The 24190-nt window shown below is 42.7% G+C and carries 18 protein-coding genes and 1 pseudogene; 9 read left to right on the forward strand and 10 right to left on the reverse strand.

All coding sequences use genetic code 11. The features are described 5' to 3' along the window. Positions 1–10: 10 nt before the first annotated feature. Positions 11–295 carry an Npun_R1517 family heterocyst differentiation transcriptional regulator gene (locus tag HWQ44_RS29945; RefSeq protein ID WP_069070488.1) on the reverse strand — a complete coding sequence of 95 codons (285 nt, stop codon included), beginning with the start codon at positions 293–295 and terminating at the stop codon, positions 11–13. An 866-nt stretch (positions 296–1161) separates the two neighbouring features. Here HWQ44_RS29945 and HWQ44_RS29950 point away from each other — a divergent pair. The 4 genes from HWQ44_RS29950 (at position 1162) to HWQ44_RS29965 (ending at position 7063) form a co-directional block, all read left to right on the forward strand. After that, positions 1162–1521, forward strand: a complete 360-nt coding sequence (locus tag HWQ44_RS29950; protein WP_229459698.1) for an NAD(P)H-quinone oxidoreductase subunit M — start codon at positions 1162–1164, stop codon at positions 1519–1521. 592 nt (positions 1522–2113) lie between these two features. After that, complete coding sequence (locus HWQ44_RS29955) at positions 2114–4390, forward strand: protein phosphatase 2C domain-containing protein (RefSeq protein ID WP_292725581.1); 2277 nt, start codon at positions 2114–2116, stop codon at positions 4388–4390. 303 nt (positions 4391–4693) lie between these two features. Next, entirely contained in the window at positions 4694–6268 is a 1575-nt protein-coding gene (locus tag HWQ44_RS29960) for a CHAT domain-containing protein (RefSeq protein ID WP_292725582.1), read from the forward strand. 147 nt (positions 6269–6415) lie between these two features. Continuing rightward, a complete protein-coding gene (locus HWQ44_RS29965) occupies positions 6416–7063 on the forward strand; it encodes a hypothetical protein (RefSeq protein ID WP_292725583.1) in 648 nt (215 codons plus the stop codon). Between the two features lie 338 nt (positions 7064–7401). Here HWQ44_RS29965 and HWQ44_RS29970 read toward each other — a convergent pair whose 3' ends face one another. The 6 genes from HWQ44_RS29970 to HWQ44_RS29995 form a co-directional block, all read right to left on the reverse strand. Further along, positions 7402–8784: a PrsW family glutamic-type intramembrane protease gene (locus tag HWQ44_RS29970; RefSeq protein WP_292725585.1), complete on the reverse strand. Its 1383-nt coding sequence runs from the start codon at positions 8782–8784 to the stop codon at positions 7402–7404. Positions 8785–9220: 436 nt separating this feature from the next. Continuing rightward, positions 9221–9823: a DJ-1/PfpI family protein gene (locus HWQ44_RS29975; protein WP_292725587.1), complete on the reverse strand. Its 603-nt coding sequence runs from the start codon at positions 9821–9823 to the stop codon at positions 9221–9223. 205 nt (positions 9824–10028) lie between these two features. Further along, the gene (locus tag HWQ44_RS29980) at positions 10029–10481 is read right to left on the reverse strand and encodes a nitrate reductase associated protein (protein ID WP_292725589.1); all 453 of its coding nucleotides are present in this window, start codon (positions 10479–10481) and stop codon (positions 10029–10031) included. A 149-nt stretch (positions 10482–10630) separates the two neighbouring features. Then, entirely contained in the window at positions 10631–11089 is a 459-nt protein-coding gene (locus tag HWQ44_RS29985; protein WP_292725591.1) for a phosphate-starvation-inducible PsiE family protein, read from the reverse strand. Between the two features lie 294 nt (positions 11090–11383). Next, positions 11384–13600 (reverse strand): molybdopterin oxidoreductase family protein, encoded by a 2217-nt coding sequence (locus HWQ44_RS29990; protein ID WP_292725593.1) that lies wholly within the window; start codon positions 13598–13600, stop codon positions 11384–11386. Positions 13601–13804: 204 nt separating this feature from the next. Continuing rightward, positions 13805–15307 carry a NarK family nitrate/nitrite MFS transporter gene (locus HWQ44_RS29995; RefSeq protein WP_292725594.1) on the reverse strand — a complete coding sequence of 501 codons (1503 nt, stop codon included), beginning with the start codon at positions 15305–15307 and terminating at the stop codon, positions 13805–13807. A 41-nt stretch (positions 15308–15348) separates the two neighbouring features. Here HWQ44_RS29995 and HWQ44_RS30000 point away from each other — a divergent pair, with 41 nt between their 5' ends. After that, positions 15349–15540, forward strand: coding sequence for a hypothetical protein (locus tag HWQ44_RS30000; RefSeq protein WP_292725596.1), 192 nt, complete (start codon positions 15349–15351; stop codon positions 15538–15540). 32 nt (positions 15541–15572) lie between these two features. On the opposite strand, the gene HWQ44_RS30005 is transcribed toward HWQ44_RS30000, so the two are convergent. Next, on the reverse strand, positions 15573–17192 hold the full coding sequence (locus HWQ44_RS30005; protein ID WP_292725598.1) for a ferredoxin--nitrite reductase: 1620 nt from the start codon (positions 17190–17192) through the stop codon (positions 15573–15575). 510 nt (positions 17193–17702) lie between these two features. On the opposite strand from HWQ44_RS30005, the gene HWQ44_RS30010 reads away from it, so the two are divergent. The 4 genes and pseudogenes from HWQ44_RS30010 (at position 17703) to HWQ44_RS30025 (ending at position 22435) form a co-directional block, all read left to right on the forward strand. After that, positions 17703–18116 carry a ubiquinol-cytochrome c reductase iron-sulfur subunit gene (locus HWQ44_RS30010; protein ID WP_292725600.1) on the forward strand — a complete coding sequence of 138 codons (414 nt, stop codon included), beginning with the start codon at positions 17703–17705 and terminating at the stop codon, positions 18114–18116. Between the two features lie 45 nt (positions 18117–18161). Continuing rightward, a complete protein-coding gene (locus tag HWQ44_RS30015; protein WP_292725620.1) occupies positions 18162–19544 on the forward strand; it encodes a HEAT repeat domain-containing protein in 1383 nt (460 codons plus the stop codon). 1422 nt (positions 19545–20966) lie between these two features. Continuing rightward, a pseudogene (locus HWQ44_RS30020) lies at positions 20967–21092 on the forward strand (WGxxGxxG family protein); the annotation flags it as partial. Between the two features lie 395 nt (positions 21093–21487). Continuing rightward, positions 21488–22435: a LysR family transcriptional regulator gene (locus tag HWQ44_RS30025; protein ID WP_292725602.1), complete on the forward strand. Its 948-nt coding sequence runs from the start codon at positions 21488–21490 to the stop codon at positions 22433–22435. A 90-nt stretch (positions 22436–22525) separates the two neighbouring features. Here the strand turns inward: HWQ44_RS30025 and HWQ44_RS30030 are convergent, their stop codons facing one another. Beyond that, on the reverse strand, positions 22526–23032 hold the full coding sequence (locus tag HWQ44_RS30030) for a hypothetical protein (protein ID WP_292725604.1): 507 nt from the start codon (positions 23030–23032) through the stop codon (positions 22526–22528). 74 nt (positions 23033–23106) lie between these two features. Next, positions 23107–24024 (reverse strand): DUF4157 domain-containing protein, encoded by a 918-nt coding sequence (locus HWQ44_RS30035; protein WP_292725606.1) that lies wholly within the window; start codon positions 24022–24024, stop codon positions 23107–23109. Positions 24025–24190: the final 166 nt, after the last annotated feature.

A 24190-nucleotide genomic window follows, 5' to 3' on the forward strand; every position in this document is an offset into this window, starting at 1 on the left:
AATTACACTTTTAAGTTTGGGGATTTTCGGCAGCATTACGCAAGCGCATTAGCTGTCGTCGCATTTGAGGTGAGGCTTTAAACTCAGACACTTCCTGCGCTTTAACGGACGCTTGCAGCGTCTCTAGAAAGTCATCAGAACCCTCGGTTAAAGCATCAAGTAGCACCTGTAAGAGTTGCTCGCGATCGCTCAATAGACTCTTTTCCTCAATCAACCGAAATTTAAGATGGATTTCGCACTCATAAACACCTACTTCGAGATTATTTATCTGGCGTGGTAATGCTTTGGAGTTCATAGCTATTGAGATTCCTTTACTTGGTTGTCATGAGGGTAAGGAGGTAGATGTCCAGCAGAATTCTTTATATCCCTTTTGAATCCAAAGTGCTTGAATTAAGAATTTTTCTTCATCAATCACCTTTGTAATCCATTTCACTCTCCTGTGTTGTATTTTCAAGCTAGATTTTCAGTGTCTAGATTTTGACGTTTTTATGCCAGATGTAGCTTATGGTAAGCCATAACTATTATTCAGTTTTTAAGATTCTACACAATAAAGTTTCTGTAAGAAGTTGTTCAACCTTTTTAAAGGTTTTTACATCAACTTTATGTGAACGTCAACAACAGTTTGACTTGTTACTCTAATTTTGGTGTTTATACGTAAGTAAAACCGCTGAAGTTTTTTGAGTTTATTAAAGCCAGCGGTCGATGTAGCGCTATTGCGTGAAATTACTTGATGTACGTTTTTTGCAATAGAAAATTCAGGAGAAATTGATGAACATAGTTATTAATGTCAAAACTTTTGTTCTCTAGAAAAAATGTCCACAGATCAAATTATTTCTGCCGAGTGCCTCACCCAACTATCTTTTGGGCTTGATGGGTAAAAAAATCTTAGCAGTAGGTAAGATTTGTACATCAGATAAAAATACTCTACCGATTAATTTTTACAGAAAAATAATTCGACTACTGTCAGTACTAGCAGTTAACTGTGTCTTCAACTCATAACACAAGTAACAAGCTAATTCAGTAGAAGTGATATTTTTACTTATGCCCATTCAATATACCCTTTTGAAACTGCGATCAAAGCTTGTAAATTGAGAGCATTCAAGCTTGAATATAGCGTTTACAATAATTTCAGTGTAATCCACGCAAATCTTACACCCTTTTATGGATAACCCGATGCTGCTCAAGTCCACAACCCGGCATGTCCGCATTTTTGCAGGTGAAATTGACCGGGATGGCGAACTGGTTCCTAGTCAACAAGTCTTAACGTTAGATATTGACCCAGATAACGAATTTAACTGGAATGAAGATGCGCTGCAAAAAGTTTATCGAAAATTTGATGAACTGGTAGAAGCATCTAGTGGCGCAGACCTCACAGACTATAACTTGCGCCGTGTTGGGTCAGATTTAGAGCATTATCTGCGATCGCTCCTGCAACTGGGCGAAATCAGCTACAATCTTTCTGCCCGTGTTACCAACTACAGTATGGGAGTTCCCCAAGTTGCCATTGACGACAAACAATAAGCAAATGAGTTGGTAGCGGCTAGCTGAACCCTTCTTTATGAAGAGGGCTGAGTTAAAAATGCCTCGGCTGAGAGGAGAAAGATTTATAAGTACCACTTCTTCCTCGGCACTCAGCGAGAAGTCTGATCGCCGGAAGCCGGCGCTCAGCACTTCTGAAGAAATTTTTAGAGCCACTTCATTCGTCAGGTACTTTTGCCAAAATTATATTTGCTATTCTTAATTCTTAATTAAAGTTAATTGTTGCTATCCTACTTATAAACTAAATAAATACCAACATTATCTGCTTCTTGATGATGGGGTAATTCAGTAAAAGCAAATAGCGCAGTTATGCTTGGGTTATGCTTTGGTAACAGGGTTGGAGTTAGTTGCTTTGGCGATGGAGAGTCACAGGGCAATAGAAGCTATGATGAGGCTGTATGGTTGACTTAGGAGCGTATTCTTTGGATAAGTAAGTATTAGCACCTGCTGATATCCGCCAGCTCAAATCATCATCTAAAGTCTGGGTATGTCAAGTTTAAGAAAGATGAGCGGTCTAGATTGTCCCTACTAATGCTGTTAAAGAAATTGCCAATCGCTGATCGGTGCGAAAACTATGGAAAATGACGCGGCAACGCTCTACTGTCCAAACGAAAATTGTCAGGCTGCCAACCCCCTGACTCACAAGTTTTGCCAGCGATGTTCCACGCCCCTACCCAAAAATTACCTCTGGGCTGTGGTAGATGGCCCGAGTGTGGGTAGCCCTGGAGAAATATTAGCCGATCGCTATTTAGTCCTTGATAAATTTCTTCTTTTAGATACGAAGCCTGGTTTATTATCGCTAACGCCTGAGTTAGATAATTTACAGCCATTAAGAGCTTACCTGAGACTGATTCCCTACCGCTTACATGTACCACAGGTATATGGAGTGCTTTTTCTAACTGACGGCTCCTCCCATCGAGAAATATTACTCTTAGAAAAACCGCCACTACTAATAGATGACACTAGCCAACAAGTGCATTTAGGCAGCGAGTTAACTACCGCTTGGCGTGATGCGACATCGATGCGCCAACTCAATTGGTTATGGCAAATAGCTCATCTGTGGCAGCCTCTTGCGAGTGAAGGTGTCGCTTCTAGCTTGCTTGACTCAGATGTATTACGGGTAGAAGGATCATTAGTCCGTTTATTAGATTTGCGTTTTGACACTGCAATATCACCAGAATTGCCCCAACTAGGTGAATTTTGGCAGCAGTTGGTTAGTGATGCCAAACCAGCCATAACTGAATTTGTCGATCGCGTTAGCCTTTCCTTAATTCAGGGAGAAATAAACTCAACCGATCAATTAATTGGAGTTTTAGATCGGGGATTGGCTGGATTAGGGCGATCGCAAACACCAACGATCCAAATTATCACCAAAACCGACACCGGGCCAAGTCGCCAACGTAACGAAGATGCCTGTAGCCCCTCCAGTGGGACTCTGGTGAGCAAACCACCCCAGCCAACAGCCTTAGCAATTGTCTGTGATGGCATTGGCGGCCATGAGGGGGGGAATGTCGCCTCTAATTTAGCTATTGAAACCATCCAGCAGCAGGTACAGCAACTCACAAAAGTTCCCTACGACCACATAGACCCCTCACTGCTGCTGAATGACCTAGACAAGGCAGTGGCAATGGCCAATGACAAAATTAGTCAGCGCAATGACGTTGAAAATCGCCAAGGGCGTCAACGGATGGGCACGACTTTAGTCATGGCATTGCCTGTTGCCCACGAAATGTACATTACCCACGTCGGCGATAGTCGTGCTTACTGGATTACACGCCACGGCTGTTATCAAGTTACCCTCGACGATGATGTTGCCTCTCGCGAAGTGCGGCTAGGTTATGCCATTTACCGCGAGGCTGTACAACAAAGTGCTGCTGGTTCTCTCGTCCAGGCATTGGGCATGGGGCCGAGTAGTTCATTACATCCCACATCGGGACGGTTTATGCTCGATGAAGATGCTGTTTTTCTGCTCACATCCGATGGTTTGAGTGATTTTGATCGGGTGGAGGAATACTGGGAAACAGAAATATTGCCGATTCTCATCGGGGAAGCAAATATAGCAAGTGTTGCCGATAGGTTAGTCGAAATCGCTAATACGAAAAATGGACACGATAATGTCACCGTTGCTTTAGTTCACTATCAAGTCCAATACTGGGAACCAGAAATCACCATCAAAGCAGTGATTACAGAAAGTTATTCTGCCAAAACTGTTGATTTTACGTCCAGGACGACAGATGCGACACTTTTAGGTAGCCCAAACCACAAAACTCAGGTCATTCCCGAAAAGGAGCCGGTCAAAACACGCAGTTTACCCCTACAGTGGATAGTTCCATTAATATTTGTGGTAGCAGCAGGTTTTTTAGGATTGTTCGTGAAGCAACTGCGATCGCCATCAGGGGCCTCTCCAATTTTTTCCAATCCATTACAAACTCAAAACCCTGCCATCGAAGCGACACCCGCACCGCGATCGCTTGCTAAACTTTCTCCTGGTTGGGTTATAAAAACTAACAACGACATCTCCTTGGGAAACAACCAATTACTTCCTCGTGGGACTTTTTTAGAAGTTATTGAGAGAAAATCAAATCCCAAACCTGCTTCGGGAAATTTTTTGGTGTCTATGCGAGTCTGTACCAATAAAAGCACACAAACTCCAGCTAATACCAATAAATCAGCAGTAACTAACCCAGTTCCAGCCAACTCAAAACCTTTGCCAGCAACAGTATTGTTAGACTTCTCCCAACTCAACCGTTTTGGCGTATCTGTTTTAGAATCAGATGCACCAAGTCCATGTAGAACTGTCACGCAACCGCCAGTTACTCAACCACCTGCACCTGACACCAGTCCAACTTAATCAAATACTCGATAAACTGGTAAAAACCTGAAATAATAACAGTAACAATCATAGTAAAAAACTTACAAGGTCAAAAAAGTAGAAAATTTTCACCTTGGAGAATTGTTATTTGAAATTATCAAGAAAGGTAGGAGGCAAAAGGAGCAAAGGTCTAGGACTCCTACTGTTGCGTCAGCTTCCCGCAAGGTACGAGAGTTCAGTAACTCCAAATCAGGAAAGGTCGAATCTTATAGCTGATTTACTCCTCCTGCCTCCTGCCTCCTGCCTCTTTCAATTGTTTTTAGCTTTTAGTTTAATGAATCCATGCCATCCCTGAATTTGGCGATCGCCCGTCTCCTAAACACTGGCACTGACAACTTCGCCATTTGGGTGGTCAAGGCTCCCTATCCCAGTGGCTACGTTTTACATGACTGTGTATGGCCTGTTGAACTTACCCAAGTCTGGCAAGAATGGCAGCAGATGTTTGCTGGTCATGGTCGCCTAGATATTTCCTCAAACTCAACATCTCAAAAGGTCATCCCATTCCCCATAGATTGGATTTCACCCCCTTCAGGTCAGACTACTGGCCCCTACAGCAGTCGTCTGATGCAATACTTGGGAATGAATTTATGGCGCTGGGTATTCGATGGGCAAATTCTCGGTAGTCTAGAACGCAGTCGTGGTATTGCTATGGGTCAGCATACACGTTTGCGCTTTCGACTAGAAATTCGCGACCCGGATCTGATTGCTTTCCCTTGGGAAATTATGCAGCGTGAGCCTGGTCAATCGGCTATGTCTCTCTCCCAAGATTTGCTATTTAGTCGCACCAGCACTGAAGTTGAAGCTTTACCGTATTTAAGAACCGATCAGGCTTTAAGTATTTTGCTAGTTTTAGGTCATGATGACAAGCTGCAACTAGAACAAGAAGCTGCTATTTTACAGCAAACTCTTGCAGATACACCTGGTAATTCCCAAAGATACGCACCTTGTATAGTGAATCAACTCCTCCAACCAACTCCACAAGAGTTGATTGATGAATTAGAAACCAAAGCATATAACGTTTTCTTTTACGCTGGACATGGTTTGCCAGATCCAGATGGGGGGTTACTGTTTTTGCGCCCAGATATGCCCCTAAATGGGATAGAATTGGCGCAAGTATTGACCCGTACAGGTGTGAAATTAGCGGTTTTCAACGCCTGTTGGGGCGCACAACCAGCTGCAATCAATCATCAAGCGATACCTGCCAGCAGTTTAGCAGAAGTACTGATTCGTCATGGTGTACCTGCGGTTTTGGCGATGCGCGATGAAATCGCTGACCACGAAAGCCACAGTTTTATTCAAGCCTTTACCGAAGCTTTGCGATCGCACAAACCAATTGATGAAGCCGTAGCACAGGCTAGGCAAGAGTTGTTAACATTGTATAAATTTAATCAACCGGCTTGGACTTTGCCTGTTCTCTACCTGCATCCAGATTTTAATGGCGAACTGATTAAGAATCTGGATGAAGGGATTACGGAATTGCCAGATACAGCCATTCCTGATGTAGGTTCGCCGCTTCCGACTGCAAGTTTACGATCGCTTACCCCAAAAGGTAAAACTTGGTTACTACGTTATGGAGTCACCCGCATCGGCCGCACGAAAGACAATGATATTGTCATCCCCGAACCATCTGTATCCAAACGCCATGCCGAAATCTTCTGTCGCAATACTCTTACTGATGCTACATTAGTGCGAACTTATTACTTGCAAGATTTTTCCACCTACGGAACAACCTGGTTTTTAGGGCCTAATGGTTGGCAACAAATCCTCCGAGAGGAAGTCCCATTGAAATCAGGAATGCAGGTAAAGTTTGGAAGTGCTAGAGGTGAAACCTGGGAGTTTGTGATTGAAGACTCCTAGCGGAGCTATTGCACAAATAGATTTTTATCTGAAGCATCAGCTTTTAAAATCTGTTTTTCTTGGAGAAAAAACCAACTATTTTTGCGGAAATGTCCTCTGAGAAATTGTAGCTGTCAATACCACCAAATAATTATGAGGTAAGAAAATATGGCTAATAAAATTAACGGCTCAGACACTTTCTCCTCTTTGCCATCTCAAGTAGATTTAGAGTTATTAGAAGCGTTACTGGAACCAGAGGATGCTAACTATCCTTGGAATCCAAGTGATGATGAATCAGAAGCTTATTTTCAGGAACTAGAACAACAGTTCGGAATGGAAGATTTGCAGGGTGTTGAACTGATGAAGCGATCGCAAGATTTTTACAGCCATCTAGATACACTTTGGTCTGGTATTACTCCTACGCCAGACTACAATGACAACCTACAAGAGGGAGTAGTGCTTAATCTTCAAGAAACATTACGGACTGCTTTTGCTGCCTGTGTGCCCCAAGCATTGCTCAACACCATCGCCACCAAAGCTGCTGAGATATTTGCTGCTCGCCAAGTCATCAGTGAGCAACTGGTTGAATGCGTTCAGACAGTACTACCAACTTGGGGAACAGAGGATCTTTTAGTCTTGGCTCGTCCTTTTGCTTACGCTATGCGAAGTAGTGAATCGCACAACGCGGCATCTGCGCTCAGTAATCTTAACAATAGCGAGTGGACAGCTTTATCAGAAGTAGAGAAAGCAAAGGTTAGTTTAGCGATCGCTTCTTATGCTTTCACTGAACTTAACAAGTCTCAGTCTGAACTATGAATCGGGAATGAAGAATGGGGAATAGGGAATAGAAAAAGCTAGAATTCTTATCTTGCGTTGTGTTCGCGTCACCCGCGCTTTGCGTTCACTCTGTTCAGAGGTGTCTTTTGCAAAGAAAGATGTTGGTTTGCCTTACGCAGAAGCGCAAATAAAGAGTTAAAAATCAAGACTTTTGGAAGAAGTTTAATGATTTTTATTTTATAGGTATAATTACCTCAGAGTAAACTAACTGTACGCTAATTTTCAAACTAGGCCATCTATCCCAAGAGGTAAATATTTAAGCATTGAGCATTGGTTATTCTCCTTGTCCCCCTCATCTTCCCCTGCTCCCCCTGCTTTTATTTTGGCCCCAGAAATCGGGTAGCAAAATTTTGCGATCGCGTCGGTGACAGTGCCCGTGCCTTGAGAATTGCTGCCATCAAAAAGGCGTAAGATAATACCCCAACAACTACTAACAGCAAGGCATTGATTGATCCTGTCGCATTCCACAAAGCGTGGAGCGCAGAGGCACTAAGATAACCAATAGAAAGAATTTGCCAACTTCTACTGGGTTTGAGGACAGCTAACCCAATAAAATAACCCAGGTAGCCACTATAAGCCATGTGTCCGGCTACAGAGCCTAGAATTCGCGGAATTAGCAGTTGTAAACCCGCCAATTGACCAGCAGCCCCTATACCCACCTGTTGCGTGACATTTTGAGTAATATCTGGCACATACTGTCCGAGAGTTTCCAAGAGAGTGAAGCCTACAGCAGAAGCTGTTCCCAGGAGAATACCATCTAGAGGCTCCCAGATACCTATGCGTTCCCGCCAAGGTGAAGACAACATTCTACCGATGGCAAAAGCCCCTAGTACAGGTAATGCCTTGAGTAATTCCTCCATCAACCCAGCACCAAAAAACATCCGCACCAGTAACTCTGTGAAGGTGATAGATTCTTGAGGTGATGGCAAGCTTCCAGGCAGAACGGTGCGAAACACGAAGATAAATAGATCCAACAGCGGACTGAGCAAAATCAGCGTTGTACCCAATGCTGTAGCCATTAGCACCCACCAAGGCTTCTGTTTACCACAAAGTTGGTAAACAAAATAGTAGGCAGCGAAGGCGATGTAACTTGCTACAATTACTTGATTAGCTTGGGGGCGACCGACTGTAGCAAACATTAACACTACAAAGATTACGGTCAGTATTCCCGGTACGAGGTAAGCTTTACGAGTTAAATCTTTACCAGTGGAAATAATCGGAAAAAGCTGGGTGAAGCTAACAGAATCTGGCTGCTTTAATTGTGTGTGGTTGTGGTAGTTCGTCGCTGAAGGCAGTGGTGTAACTTGGTTCACTGTCGTCGCCGGAGTCAGTGAGGTATACTCGTACTCAAAAACATATTGCGGCCCATCAGCACCTAGACAAATGCGATCGCCTGGGTGCAATTCTTGACATTCATACAAGCGTTGTCCATTCAAATAAGTGCCATTGGCACTATTCAAATCACAAAGTACCCAGCTAAATTTGCTATCTGGAGATAGAGAGAGGGGACGAACCACCGCATGACGGCGAGATACCATTCGGTACATCATGGCATCCAAGACAACTTGGCAGCTGGGGTCGCGTCCAATTACCATCTCTTTACTGGGGGGCAGGGAATAGCGAGATTCTGATCCAAAAGCTGCCCCATTACCAGACACTAGCCGCAGAAATGCATTATGTCTTGCGTTTTTGCCTGTCATCGATAAGAAGTGCGTTTCTAAACTTATTCTTCACATAATTTGGCAGCAGGACTAACCTTAGCCACATTAACAGCAGCATTGCTAAATCCACTATAGCTTCACTTCCTGCTAAGAAATTTAAAATTATTGATGCAAAATTTCAAATTGTTTCACTTCATGTAAATAAGTATTCCATCTGCTGAGAGTTTGTCTTCAAACTGGCTTGTTAGGCGAAGAAATCAGATTGTCTAGATGCTGTACTTTTGACATCGTAGCGGCAAATTAAACCCAGCGCAATTTATTAAAAAATAGTATTTTTTACTGCATTTAGTTCCATTTCAAAAATATATAATTTTCAGTCATCTGTTGTCAGTTGTTTTTGCCAAAGCTCCTTTGGAGTGGAAAGTAGGGAAAGAAACTGTTATGAAGTGAACTAAAATATTTCCCGTATCTTGCCTCAAACAACTGTAGCCAATTCCGGGTGTTCAATCTTAGTTCCAAGTACTGTGAGGAATTCTGCTAGCCAATGGGGGTGAGCAGGCCAAGCTGGTGCTGTCACCAAGTTACCATCAACTATTGCCCGATCGACAGGGATATCAACATAGATCCCTCCAGCACTTTTGATATCTGGGCTACAAGCGGGGTATCCAGTACATCTCTTACCTTGCAGTACATCAGCAGCTGCCAATAACTGTAAGCCGTGGCAGATGGCAGCAATCGGTTTATTCGTTTGCGCAAAGTGACGGGTGATTTCTAGCACCTGCTGATTTAGGCGGATATATTCTGGTGCCCTTCCTCCGGGAATAACTAAGGCATCGTAGGTTGCGGCTTCTACTTCTGCGAATGTAGCATTTAAAGTAAAATTGTGTCCGGGTTTTTCGCTATAAGTCTGATCTCCTTCAAAGTCATGAACTGCTGTCCGCACTTTGTCGCCAGCTTTTTTGTCTGGGCAAACTGCATGGACAGTGTGTCCCACCATTTGCAACGCCTGAAAAGGAACCATCACTTCATAGTCTTCTACATAGTCCCCAACAAGCATTAAAAGTTTCTTTGCAGCCATATTTCTGTTCTCCTCACCTATTAGCGATCAATAGTTGTTTATAAAGTAAATATTAATTTAGAGTTAGCTACTTTCGGCGTTAGCCTATGGATGAATTTTTGATACATTACAGCACTAACTGTGTTGTAATGTATCATTTAAATGCGGCAAGTTAACAAAGTGTAATGCACTCTACAGATTTGTTTTGTTAATGACTATTGACTAATTAAAGCAGATGAAATTCTCCCATTGCTCTGGGAAAGTTTTTGTTTTCATGTCCTGGGTGGCTGAGTTTAATCAAGGCAAAACGCTGTAAGGGTGTTAAAGCTGCCCAATCTTGCTGTGTCAGGGTTACACCGATTTCTTGAGCTTTTTCTTGAATGCTAGCTGGTATAGTGGCAGAGTCAAGCCATGCAGGATGAGGCTCGATGGGTAATTTTTTCGCTGGTATACCTGTGCTTTGTATAATTGATTGCTGGATATGCTCGCGGTAAGATTGAATTTCTGTTTCTGTAGTGCAAGGTAATTCGACTAAAGCTTGACGCTCGGCTGTATTCATTTGATTCCAATCAGACAATTTTAGCTTGATGCCACAGGTATCTAATTTGCAACGTACCTGCATAGGGATGCAACGCAGGGAATCAACAAAATCTGCTTCAAATTCAAAGAAATCTGTCATTGCTCGACAAACCCAAAGTTGACGGGTGAGGATGGGGAGTAGGAAAAGCGGCAAGTTTTGTGGCGGGATCTAAATGCCCATTACAAAACTAAATTACGAATTACGTTAGCGCAGCGTTAGTGAGTATTCAAACGTCATTACGAATTATTTTAACTTGCATCTTTAGAATTACTGAGCCGAATTATCAAATAACTAATTGATAAGGCAAGAATAGCTATACCTAAACCAATTATATCAATACCTTCAACTTTTTCTAAGTCAAGAATAATAATTTTTCTGGCAACAGCAATTAAAGAGGTAACAATAACTAATTCAACCTGAAAAACGTGTTTTCGCAAATAAGCTGTAATATTTTCTAAAATCTCTAAAGCGATTAAAATATTTAAGAATAAACCGAAAACCTTATACAAAGTTGTGTTAAAGCTACCATAAGGAACTGTAAATAACTCTTTAACAATAAATACTCCTAAATCTGCGATCGCTACCAAAATTACAATTACCATGAAAATAGATAGAGCTTTAGAAACTAGCACTTCTATATTTTCGATGATGTGCATGAAATTCTCATCTTTGGTAGCTTCTCTAATTCGCTTCAGTAGCTTTTTCATCTGCTGCACCCTATTCTCAAATAAAAGAAAATCCCATAGATAAATCTAAAGGATTAAAAAAATATTCCTTGCCGATGTTTTGTAAGTTTTCTATCTATTTTTTTATTCTTTATCCATAGCTAAATCTCTAGTAAAACCTCTAGTTACTAGAGATTTAGCCTCTTTATATATAGTAATTGGTAACAGTCAAAAGTAGAGAGTCATAAAAAATGATAATAACTATTGACTATTGTTTATTGACGAAATTACCTATTGATGGTTTTAAATTACTACTTTCGAGCTACACTTTGCAGCTTACCATTGTGAAGACTGGAGTTGATGATTTTTGATTGTAACTTCCACTGAAATTGGTATCAATTGCACCGCACAGGCTTTTAATTCTGGTTGTAGTGAATCAGGGCAAGATTCTGGATGAGTGAGGGCGTTAGCTTCGGCATTGTCTGCCCATAGCGAACCCCAGTGCATAGGGACAAAAACCGTACCAGGTGCGATCGCTTTTGTCACTTTAGCGGGAAACTTCGCTTTACCGCGACGCGATCGCACTTCCACACACTGATTATCTACAATACCTAACTTAGCAGCATCACGGGGATGAATTTCAATAAACGGTTTGGGATGCATTTTGCAAATTTTTTCAATTCGACCAGTACGTGTCTGCGTATGCCAGTGTCCGTAAAGTCGTCCATTAGTTAGCACAAACGGATAATTTGGATCTGGTGGTTCTGCCAATCCCTTGGAGTAATATGCCCCAAATCGAGCGCGTCCATCAGAGGTGTGGAAACGCAAGTTAGTGTATAGTCTTTTCCCAGAGCGATTGGCAGATGCTTCTTCCCCTGCTTCTCTGCTCCCCCTGCTCTCTTCAGGATGAGGCCATTGAGTCGGGCCTTGTTTCTGTAATTGGGCGTGACTGATACCTGTCATATCGCAGGGGCGGTTTTTAGTTAGTTGGACAAATTCAGCATAAACTTCAGCAGAGTTAGCAAAGGCAAATTCTCTCTCAAAACCTAATCTACGTCCAACTTCCGCAAAAATTTCCCAATCTGCTTTCGCTTCTCTTGGCGGTTGGCGGAATGCTGAACACAGAGTTACTACCCGTTCGGAATTTGTCATCACACCAGTTTTTTCACCCCACTGGGCTGCTGGTAGCAAAACATGAGCGTAGGCAGAGGTTTCTGTGGGATAATAAGCGTCTTGGTAAATGGTGAAAGGCGATCGCAACAATGCCTTTTTAGTCCGCTCTAAATCTGGCATACTCACAGCTGGGTTGGTAGCTGCAATCCACAGTAACTCTACAGCGCCATCTTCCAAGCCAGTAATCATGTCCCAAGCAGTCAAACCGGGATTGGGCGAAATTTGTCCTGTTTTGAATCCCCAAAACTCTTCAACTTCTGCACGATGCTGAGGATCTTTCACCGTCCGATAACCGGGTAATAAATGCGCCAAACCTCCGGCTTCCCGTCCTCCCATCGCGTTCGGCTGACCAGTGAGGGAAAAAGGGCCAGCCCCAGGTTTGCCAATCTGTCCAGTCATCAGGTGCAGGTTAATGATAGTTCTTACCTTAGCCGTCCCTTCTGAAGATTGATTCACACCCATTGACCACAAAGACAGCACCCGCTCAGATTTACCCCAGTAACGAGCTGCTGTTTCTAAATCTTCAATGCTGATTCCACATTGACGAGCCACTACTTCCGGCGGATAGTGGCGAATTACTTCAGCATAAGCGGGAAAGTTGCTCGTGCAGTCGTCCATGAACATGGTATCAATGTAGTTCCAGCGCATCAACAAGTGGGCGATGCCGTTTAACAAGTCGATATCTGTACCGGGACGAATGGCTAAATGCAAATCAGCGGCTTCTGCGGTTGGTGTGCAACGGGGATCAACCACAATCATTTTGACTTTGCGGTTCTTTTTGTGATATTTCTCCAGCCGATTGAAAACGATGGGGTGACATTCGGCTGTATTAGTACCAATTAAAAATGCACAGTCGGTTAACTCCAAGTCTTCGTAACAGCATGGGGGGCCATCTGAGCCAAAGCTTTGAATGTACCCAGCCACAGCACTAGACATACATAAACGTGAGTTGGCATCAAAATTATTAGTACCCAGACAGCCTTTCATGAGTTTCTGGGCTATGTAGTAATCTTCGGTTTGAAACTGACCGGAACCATACATACATAGGGCTTCTGGCCCTTGGGTGAAGCGGATAGTTTGAATGCGTTTGGTAATGAGATCAAAAGCTTCATCCCAACTAACGCGCCGAAACTCTTGATCTAAGGAGTCTCGCACCATTGGGTAATGTAATCTATTTTTATCTAAAGATTCTGCGATCGTTGCACCTTTGACGCAAACCATTCCCTGACTAGATGGATGGGCTTTATCACCGCGCACCCGCCAAGTTGGATTTCCTTGGCTATCTCGATTAGTTGCTTTGCCAAGTTGGGCTGGAGGCGAAACTTCTAAACCGCAGCCAACACCACAGTAGGGACAAAGAGTTTTGGTAAATTCACTCATGGCAGTTGTACCATTTTGTTATTTTGATTGTGCAACTTCAGATGTAGCGACAGGTTGAGAAGCGTAACTGAGTACAATGTTTAAGCTAGTACAAGAGGGTTTTTTCTAAGCACTTTAGTGCTTAGAAAAAAAGGACTAAAGTTGTTACTACAAACTATGAGAATTTATTTGCTTTATTGCCTACTCTCTATTTTCAAAATAGGTCTATTCTTCAGTTAAGAAAATAGGGTTTTGAGTTGCGGTTTCTGGTAATTCACTTTCAGATACAACAGCAAAGGAACCTTTTGGTTCTTTGAGGAAGAAGGCACACATAAAAGCACAGACTAGTGCAGCTAAACCCATTGTAGAAAATAGTGTGGGAGCGTCGGTTAAGCTGAAAATTGTCAGGTAAACTACGCCACCAAAATTACCGTAAGCTCCTACATTCCCGGCAATTTGTCCAGTAGCTTCCTTTTTAATTAGGGGGACGATGCTATAAGTTGCACCACAGCCAGCTTGGGCAAAGTAAGCGGCAAACATTGTAACTGCGATCGCTAGTGGAATCGGCCAGCTATTACTAATAAAATGTGCCATCAAATAACTAACGCCAATACCAGCACTGATAATTGTCATTGTCCACTTTCGGGAGTTAAATTTATCAGAAATTAAGCCACCACTGGGACGAGAAACCAAATTTAAGAAGGGATAGGTAGCGGCAATCATTCCAGCGATAACATGCTCTAAAGCAAAGGTTTTTTCAAAGAATGCTGGGAGCATGGAAACGGCTGCCAGTTCGCTACCAAAACTAGTTATGTAAGTGAATTCGAGTAAGGCTACTTGACCAAATTGGAAACGTTCAGATGGAGCATAAGTTTTCTTGCCAATTAGTAATTCTCGGTTGACTTCCCAAGCTTTGTAACTTTGGTAAACAAATAATCCTGCTAATAGTAACCAAGTTAGATACATTTGGCTCACAGTTAGGAAGCGAATGTTCTTTTGTTCCAAACGCCAAGCTAGTAAACCCAAGGCGAAAATCAAACCAAAATTCGAGACAATCATCGCCCAGAAGCTTTTAATACTGGTCACTTCTAGAGAACCATTTTTCTTAGGTTTCTTGTAGACTTTTCCTGTGGGTGTATCTTGGACGTTGTTGTAATAAATTACGCCATAGATGGCTGCAATAATTCCTGTAAATGCGATCGCAAACCGCCAGTTAGAAGCACCACCAGCCAAAAAGCTCGTAGAAACTGCAAGTATCGGTAAGGCAAATTCTGCGCCAAAAGCTCCAAAGTTGCCCCAACCGCCATAAATACCTTGAGCAATTCCCATCTCCTTCGGCTGGAACCATTCCGCCACCATGCGGATACCCACAACAAACCCAGATCCGACAATTCCCATCAGCAAACGACTGATGACTAGTTGATTAAAATCTTGCGCTAGCGCCGTCGCCAAACAAGGAATAACCGCAAACATCAGCAAGATTGAGTAGGTGATTCTGGGGCCAAAACGATCCAGAAGCATCCCAATAATTAGGCGTGCGGGGATTGTGAGGGCGAGGTTACAGATGCCTAAAGTTTTAATTTGCTCTGGTGCTAAATGTAGTTCTCTGCCAATGGTTGTAGCGAAGGGGGCAAAGTTAAACCAACAAACAAAGGTGAGAAAGAAAGCAAACCAAGTCTGATGTAAGATGCGGTAGCGATCGCTAAATGAAAATAATTGTTTAAGCATTCCAATCTTTCTAAATTGAATAAATAGGAGAAGATGAGCCTTTGAACTCGGAGATTGCACCTTTGAACTCGGAAGTTGCGCCTTTGAACTCGGAAGTTGCGCCTTTGAACTCGGAAGTTGCACCTTTGAACTCGGAAGTTGCACCTTTGAACTCGGAAGTTGCGCCTTTGAACTCGGAAGTTGCGCCTTTGAGACTAAACATTGAGCCTTTAAAGTTGAAGTATGAGTCTTGACTCCATGCCCCATGCCCAATCACCAATAAGCACTAACAATTACTAACTAATAGGGTTTCTTTGTTGAGTTTTGCCCCAAACTTTTGGATGAGTAAATCTTGCAATACTGGCTGCAAGTCTTCGCATGGGATACCTTTGATGATGCAAGTTCCTAAATGGGCATCTTTGCCAACTTTCCCGCCCATATAGATGTCAACACCTTCAAGGGTTTTGCCATTTTTGCGAGTTTTAGTTCCCATCAAGCCGATGTCTGCAACTTGGGGCTGTCCGCAGGAGTTGGGGCAACCTGTCCAGTGAATTCGCACTGGTTTGGTGAAGGTTAACTCTTCTTCTAAGGCTTTAATCATTGCCAGGGCACGATTTTTGGTTTCGATGAGGGCAAAGTTGCAAAATTGTGCGCCTGTGCAAGATACTAGCGATCGCGCCAGTAAACCAGGATTAATCGAAAATCTCTCCAGCAATGGCTCTGCTAAAAATGTTGCTAAACGCGAGTCAGCAATGTTGGGGATAACAATGTTTTGCTCAACGGTAAAACGGATTTCGCCAGTGCCGTAAACTTCAGCTAGACGAGCGATTTCAAACATATCTTCGGCATACAATCGACCAACAGGAATGTTCAAACCTGCGTAATTTAATCCTGCTTGTTTTTGTTTATATACCCCAATGTGGTCGCGTTTTTCCCAGTCGATTTCGTCTTTAGGTGCTGCGGATATTAATGATTTACCCAAACGAGTTTCTACTTCTGCTCGAAACTTATCTAAACCCCATTCATCGATTAGCCACATCAAGCGCGATTTTTGGCGATTAGCACGTGGCCCACAATCGCGAAATACTTCCAAAACCGCTCTACATACAGCTACCACATCTTCTGGAGCCACCCAAGCATTCAGAGGAATCGCCGCCTCACAACGTTTAGCTGAGAAAAAGCCACCGACTAAAACGTTAAACCCGAAAATTTTGTCGTGGGAATCGGCAGAGAGTAAATTTTGCTCCCCTGCTCCCCTGCTCCCCTGCTCCCCTGCTTCTTTAAATGCTGGCACAAAAGCCAAATCGTTAATTTCAGCGTGAACCGAATTGTCTCGTCCACCTGCGATCGCAATATTAAACTTCCGTGGTAAGTTGCTAAATTCTGGGTTTCCTTCCCCTTTATTGGTGAGCATATCTTGAATTTGCTGTACCAACTCTCGCGTGTCGTACAACTCATCTGCATCTAACCCCGCCACAGGATCGCCTGTGATATTGCGAACGTTATCCATCCCTGACTGAACGCTGGTTAAACCAACTGCGTGAAATCTATTAAAGATATCTGGTAAATCTTCAATCCTAATCCCCCGTAATTGAATATTCTGTCTGGTAGTAATATCAGCGCAACCATCATCACCGTAACGCTGCACTACTTGGGCCAAAACACGCATCTGGTTGCTGGTAAGAATACCATTAGGCATCCGCAACCGCATCATAAACTTGCCTGGAGTAACTGGCCGAAAAAACACGCCTACCCATTTGAGTCGATGATCGCGATCTGTTTCGTTCATCGCCTCCCAACCCAGGGCGGCAAATTTCTCTATCTCACTCTTGATGGCGAGTCCATCTTTTTCTGCTTTTAATTTCTCAAACTTATTAAGGTTAGTGGTAGTTGCTGTGTCTGTCATGAGGCTGAATCTCGCTGCAAATTACTGATATGATCGGGAACTGTGGTCGTAATTTCCCAATACCAATCAATCCGTAGTTACATCAGGTGCTGTATCTACGAGGGTTAGGGAATAAAAACTTAATATTTAACTACGGCTGATTATTTTTACTCAAGAACATTCCAACGCGAAACTGCAAATCCGTGGTTAGTTAAGGAGAATTTGTCACCATTTACATCTTGGGAATTTGTCAAGCAGGTTTAGATAATGTTCATGTAACAATTTCGATACTCATAACTTAAGATGAGATTTTTGTTAAAATCGTATAAAATGTTACGTTTTTTGGTAAAATCCGCAGAAAGTGCATGAGTATTATGCATTTTTTGCATTAAAGTCACCAATGAACGATGTAGAACCCTTAATCAACGGTATTTGAGATGACTGAAGCAATTTTGGATCGCCATAGATCAATCTAAAATCCAAAATTGAGCAACAGATGTTAGCTAAAACTTAGATATTATTTCAGCAGCTATGAAACGTCGTGATTTTATTAATTGGGTAGGTTTGGGTTTGATTGCGAGTTCTCTACCTGTAGCGATCGCAGCTTGTTCTTCTCAAACAACTCCAGCATCTAAAGATTGGCAAACAGTAGGTACATCGGCAGATTTAGATAAAACAGGTCAATTGCTGGCAAAAAACTCACCTGCTGGGCCGGTGCTGGTAGTCGGCACATCTAAAGCTGGAAATCTCACTGCTGTTGATCCTACCTGTACTCATGCAGGTTGCACCGTAGCATGGAAAGCTGATGCGAAAAAATTTGCTTGTCCCTGTCATGGTTCGGAATATGCAGCCGATGGTAAAGTGCAAAAAGGCCCAGCGACAAACCCTCTGAAAACTTACGCCGCTAAGATTGAGGGTAATTCGGTTGTAGTTAAGCCAAGCTAATGGAGGCAGGGGGCAGGGGGCAGGAGATGATAATTAAAGCAAGATATTGTGAGTAACATCAAACAGCTTTTGGTACAAGCCGAGGCAGCACATAATTCCGCTGATTGGTCATCACTAATTCAATATTTGCAACAGTTGATTTTAGGGGCAGACTCGGAACATCCAGAGATAGTTGAAAATCGAGAATATCTCCTGAAATTAACACTTTTTATGTTAAAAATGGGGGATTTTCAGCAACGCTGGGAAATTACCAAAGTGTTGACTCACTTGGGAGATATTTCCATCCCACCTCTTGTTGAAATATTAGAAGATGAAGAAGCAGAAGAAGAATTGCGCTGGTATGTAGCCAGGACTTTGGGCGAATTTCAACACCCAGAAGCTATCGCGTCAATAGTTGAATTGTTGAAAAATGATCAGGATGAAGAACTTAAAGCGATCGCAGCTACAGCACTGGGACAAATGGGTACTGTTGCTATTGCTTCATTAACGGAACTTCTATTAGATGAAGATACACGATTGTTAGCAGTGCGATCGCTTTGTTGTATTCGGCAACCAGAAACCATCACTCCGCTGTTAAGTGTAGTGCAAGATCCACAAGCAGCAATCCGCGCCGCCGCAATTGAAGCCCTCAGCAGTTTTCATGACGAACGTGTACCGCCAGCATTATTAAAAGCTTTAGATGATACAGCCGCCACAGTCAGGCGTATAGCAGTGCTTGGTTTAGGTTTTCGCCCCGACTTACACCAAGCATTAGATTTAATAACGAGACTGCAACCCAAACTTTACGACTTTAACCTTGATGTTCGTTGTGCAGCCGCAGTTACCCTTTCTCGGATTGGTAGTGATGACGCTGCCAAACACTTATTTGATTTGCTGATTTCACCCCAGACACCGATAACGCTGCAATTAGAAACCATCCGCGCTTTAAGTTGGGTAGGGACGTTATCGAGTTTGGAATATTTGCAAACAGCACTGAATCAAAGCACTTCCGAGACAGTATGGCAAGAAATTGTCACAGTTTTGGGACGAGTCCAAGAACCGCAGTTAACTACACCAGCCGCAGAAATCTTACTGCAAATACTGCGATGCCTTTCCTGCGGAACGCTACGCGAACGGCAAGCTTCTCTTCGAGAGGCTTTGCCAACGCCAACGCCAACGCCAACGCTAACGCCACATCCAGCCACAAAGATTGCTAGCATCAAAAGTGCGATCGCTTTGTCTTTAGGACAGTTAGGCGAAATGCAGGCAATTGAACCATTGATTTCGCTGTTAGGCGATTCTAATGCATTGGTGAGACTACATGCGATCGCAGCTCTGAAAAATCTGGATGGGGAAGCTACACATCAACAATTGCAGCAGTTAGCAAATAATGACGCACTCACACCAGATTTAAAACAAGGAATAGCGATCGCTTTAAGCGAATGGTAAATTTTAGGACTGTTCACTGTCAACTTTTTATCGCGTCGCGTCACGTTGGTGCTGCTTCTCGTAGAGAAGAGACGACTAAAGTCCTTACTACAAACCTTTAATTATTTACGCCGCCTTGCTTAACTGACAATAAAAGTATTCCTTAAGTCTAAAGTAAGACACACCTGGAGTATGAAGTTATAAGTTCTCAGGTGAAATAAGATTGTAAAGTATTCTTAATAGAGTCTTAACCGCTTGCAACATCTAATTGCTTAAAGTTTCTAGTTCATTTATATCCAAATAACTAAAAGCTAATGTCAATAAAGTAATTATATTTATTAAGGTGAAAATCTTACTGGACTTAGCGATCGCTTGTACTTATTAGGTAAGTAGCTTTATCTAATTGCCAACTTTCAAATGTCTCATTCTTTTCACACTCATAGACTAATTTAACTTTAATGCCAAATTAATTCCTGCGATATAAGCGGTTTTACTCTTCTGGTAGATAGTCCGGTGAAAAGCTAGCAGTTATGCTGTGTAAGAATCACAAAATAATTCACAATAAGTAATTAGGTAGAAATGGCATAAAAGTGAATATGATTTTATCTTAGAAATAAATATCATTCATTTTTTATTATGAACAAGTGACTTTGGTTGTAGGTTCATAATCCTGAATTAGTAATTACTGATTATGAATTATTTTGCTTGATGTAAAGAATAGTAAGTTGTTATGGTATCTTCAAACAACTTTTTGAAAAGAAGCTAGGTAAAAAACTCCTCAATCTATATTGTCAAAATTTACCTAATTTAGCAGTGGATTGAGTAGAAAATATCGGTTTTGTAAATCAATCAACCACAGAAATCTAGAACATAAAAGGAACCATAAGCATGAAGCCTTCCGATTTATCTAAAGCTGTTTTAGCTACTGTCTTTGCCATCAGTTTCGCTTCTGTTTCCTTACCTCCTTCAGTTTCTGCCCAAAGTGGAGGCTCTGGCTCTGGCAGTGGAGGCTCCAGTGGTGGCAGTAGCTCAGGTACAGGTACTGGAACTACAGGTACAGGTACTGGAACTACAGGTACAGGTACTGGAACTACAGGTACTGGCACTGGAACTACAGGTACAGGTACTGGAACTACAGGTACAGGTACTGGCACTGGAACTACAGGTACAGGTACTGGAACTACAGGTACTGGCACTGGAACTGATTTCACAGGCACTGGAACTGGAACTACAGGTACTGGTACTGGAACTACGGGCACTGATTCCACAGGTACTGGCACTGGAACCACAGGTACTGGCACTGGAACCACGGGTACTGGCACTGGCACAACAGGCACTGATACCACAGGTACTGGTACAACGGGCACAGATACCACAGGCACGGGCACTGATGCCACAGGTACTAACAGAAATACAGGCGTCACAACTTCCGAAAGAACTACCGATCGCGGTTTTGATTGGGGTTGGCTAGGTTTGCTTGGTCTAGCTGGTTTAGCAGGACTACGTAATCGCGAAAAAGTCCGGGCTTATAGCGATCCTGATGAAGTAACAGGTTCTCGCAGAAAATAGTATTCACAATACTCTAGGAGGGTACATCTGTAGTTTGTGCCCTCTGTACCTCTTGCAAATCTGACGCGATCGCAGCCGTATCCACAAGTTATACGGCTATTTGCTTGAGGTTGTACAAAACCTTTTGTTGATAAAACGCTATAATCCGTCGCATCACGTGATGTTTAAAAATATTATGTAAAAATTCATATATTTCAGCAAAAAATAGTCGATTCTTTTTTGGCGAAATTTACCGAAAAAACTGGTGCAAAGTGGATAATTGACGAGAAAAGCGGTAAAACGTGATTGACTTAAATGTAAATCAGAGAAAAAGACCTGTAACAAACTCTACTAAATTGTGGATAAAAATCCGTTAACTTAATGAAGCTGATAAATGTAATTCAGGCTACATAAAAATGCGCCTAGAGCAGTTGCAAGCCTTTCTAGCGATCGCCCAAACCGGCAGCTTTCAACAAGCAGCGCGAACATCTGGTGTTACCCAATCGACGATTAGTCGCCAAATCCAAGCATTAGAAGCAGATTTGGGGATAGAACTGTTTCACAGAAGCACTCATGCCAAGCTAACGCTAGGAGGTGAACGTTTGTTACCCCGCGTCCGCAAAATTTGCCAAGAGTGGCAGACTGCTACAGAAGAATTAGCCGATTTAATTGCCGGAAAGCAACCAGAACTTTGCGTTGCCGTGATTCACTCCCTATGTGGATCTTACTTACCACCAGTGTTGCAAAAATTTTGTCATGATTATCCAGATGTGCAATTGCGAGTGACTTCATTGGGGAGCGATCGCGCCCTCAAAGTCCTCAAAGATGGATTGGTAGATTTAGCAATTGTGATGAATAATCGCTTTTTAACCACCAGTAGAGAAATGGTGGTAGAAGTACTTTATGATGAACCTATAGAAGTTTTAACCGCAGCTAATCATCCACTAGCACAATATGAATTCGTTCCTTGGTCGGAGCTAATTCGTTATCCCCAAGTGGTTTTCAAAGATGGCTATGGGATGCAACGCTTAATACAAGATAGATTTGAGCGCATGGAAGCTACACTCCAGTCGGCTTTAGAGGTAAATACCCTAGATGCCTTTCGGGGAGTCGTGCGCCAAGGAGAACTGATAGCTTTACTACCTCAATCAGCATTATTGGAAGCTCGTCTTGACCCTACCCTGGCGATTCGTTCCTTAGCCAGCAATAATACTAGTGGTTTAGCAGATGGTTCCAGTTTGACTCGTCGGGTAGTTATGGTAACAACTCAAGACCGTCTGCAAATTCCCCCCATCAAGCACTTTTGGCAACTCGTGCGAGAAAATATCCCACTGCAAATTGACCAACAGCGATCGGCTTCTTAAGCGTTATTAGTCATTATTCAAGGGTCTTTAATTTTTGATGGGACTTTTGCAAGATAATTAATATTATAAAAACTAATTGTGCCGTAGTTCTTAGCCAGCCCTGAGTCTTGTTGGGATAAACTCATGCTCTATGATCTTGTTATTCTCGCACGTTAGTTGCTGCACACCAGTTAGCCACTGTTGCGACCCTTGTAACCCGATTTTGAACTTAACTGTGCGGGATTTATAATCTTGTGTGATTGTGATCTGCGGCGGATCAAGAAATCTTGCCGTGAGCGACTTACCTGGATCTATAATCATGCCCTGAGTTCCTAGTGCGTAGCTACGGAAAGTATTAGAATTTGGTCTGTTTGCGTACTGATCCAGCGATTCTGTTTCTGTAGTTCTATTGCCGCCGTTGTCTGTCGTGATCTTTGTTATTTCCTCAAAATATTCCAGTGGTGGCGGTGTCAAAAGGCGCAATCTTTTTTGCGATTTGTTGTACCATCTGATATTTATATATAAATTATGCCCAAATTGCCTGTCCGTTATGATATCGCTAGGCTGCATCGTCAAGATATCTAACTCCAAGTATTTTTTCCAGTCTTCCCCGTTCACCTGTATTTCTTCTATTTCATCGCCACTGTCTTTGGAAAAGAATTTTTTAAACTTTTCAAAAGGGTTACGCTGGATTACTGGTTGATACCCAGAAGGGGAGTTAAAAAGGGCTTTGGCTTGGGGATCTTGTTTTTTTTTATCTCCTGGTCAGGAAGCAATTTACGCCCAAGCGCACTACCATTTTGTTGGACAACGTGAGTTAACTCATGGGCAAGTAATTCCTTCCCTCCATGACTCTCTGGAGCATATTCTCCTTGACGGAAGAATATATCCTGTCCTGTAGTGAAGGCACGAGCTTGGATAGATTGGTTGAGTTGGTCAGAGCGGCTATCTGTGTGGATTTTGACACTGCTGAAGTCAGTCCCAAAAGCTTGCTCCATTGGTTGGCGGATATCGTCTGAAAGTGTCTGTCCACTTCCCCGTTCCTGTTGGATTGAAGTTTCTAAGTCAGATGTGGCTGTAACCCCACCACCCTGACGTTGTAGTGAAATATTGGTATCCGCCAGAGATTTCATTTGTAATTCTTCTTCTTCCTCTGGCAATGCTTCCCGTTGTAGTGAAGTATTGGTATCCGCCAGAGATTTCATTTGTAATTCTTCTTCTTCCTCTGGTAATGCTTCCCGTTGTAGCGAAGTATTGGCATCAGCCAGGGATTTCATTTGTAATTCTTCTTCTTCCTCTGGTAATGATTCCCGTTGCACAGACTGTTTACTTACAGGCTCGCTCATAGTCTGCATCACTTGCTGTGCTACTTTATCAGCTTCCTGCTCGTAAACATCTCCTGGCTGGTTAACCGTGAGTTTTGTTTGGGGACGCAGTGATATTCGACTGATGTCGTGCATTAAAGGTAAATTTCGCGATCGCACTTCATTTGCTGCTGGGGATGAAGCACCAGAGGACTCTAAACCAAAACCAGGTATCGGTTGTTTGAGTGCAGGTATTGAGAAGGAAGCAGTAGTAGCTTTTTTGGGCTGGCCTATGCGTTCTCTCATTTTTTCTCCTGATGCCTAAGCAGTAGGTGGATGACTATTTGGCTATTACTAATATCTAGAGTACAGCGATCGCACTTGTAACACAATTCACCCAAGGTCTAAATTTTCGAGAAACCCACTCTTTATTTAGTATCGGGCGTTTGATCTTCAAGTCTATATCTATTTG

This window comes from Nostoc sp. JL34 (genome assembly GCF_017114945.1).
Taxonomy (GTDB): Bacteria; Cyanobacteriota; Cyanobacteriia; order Cyanobacteriales; family Nostocaceae; genus Nostoc.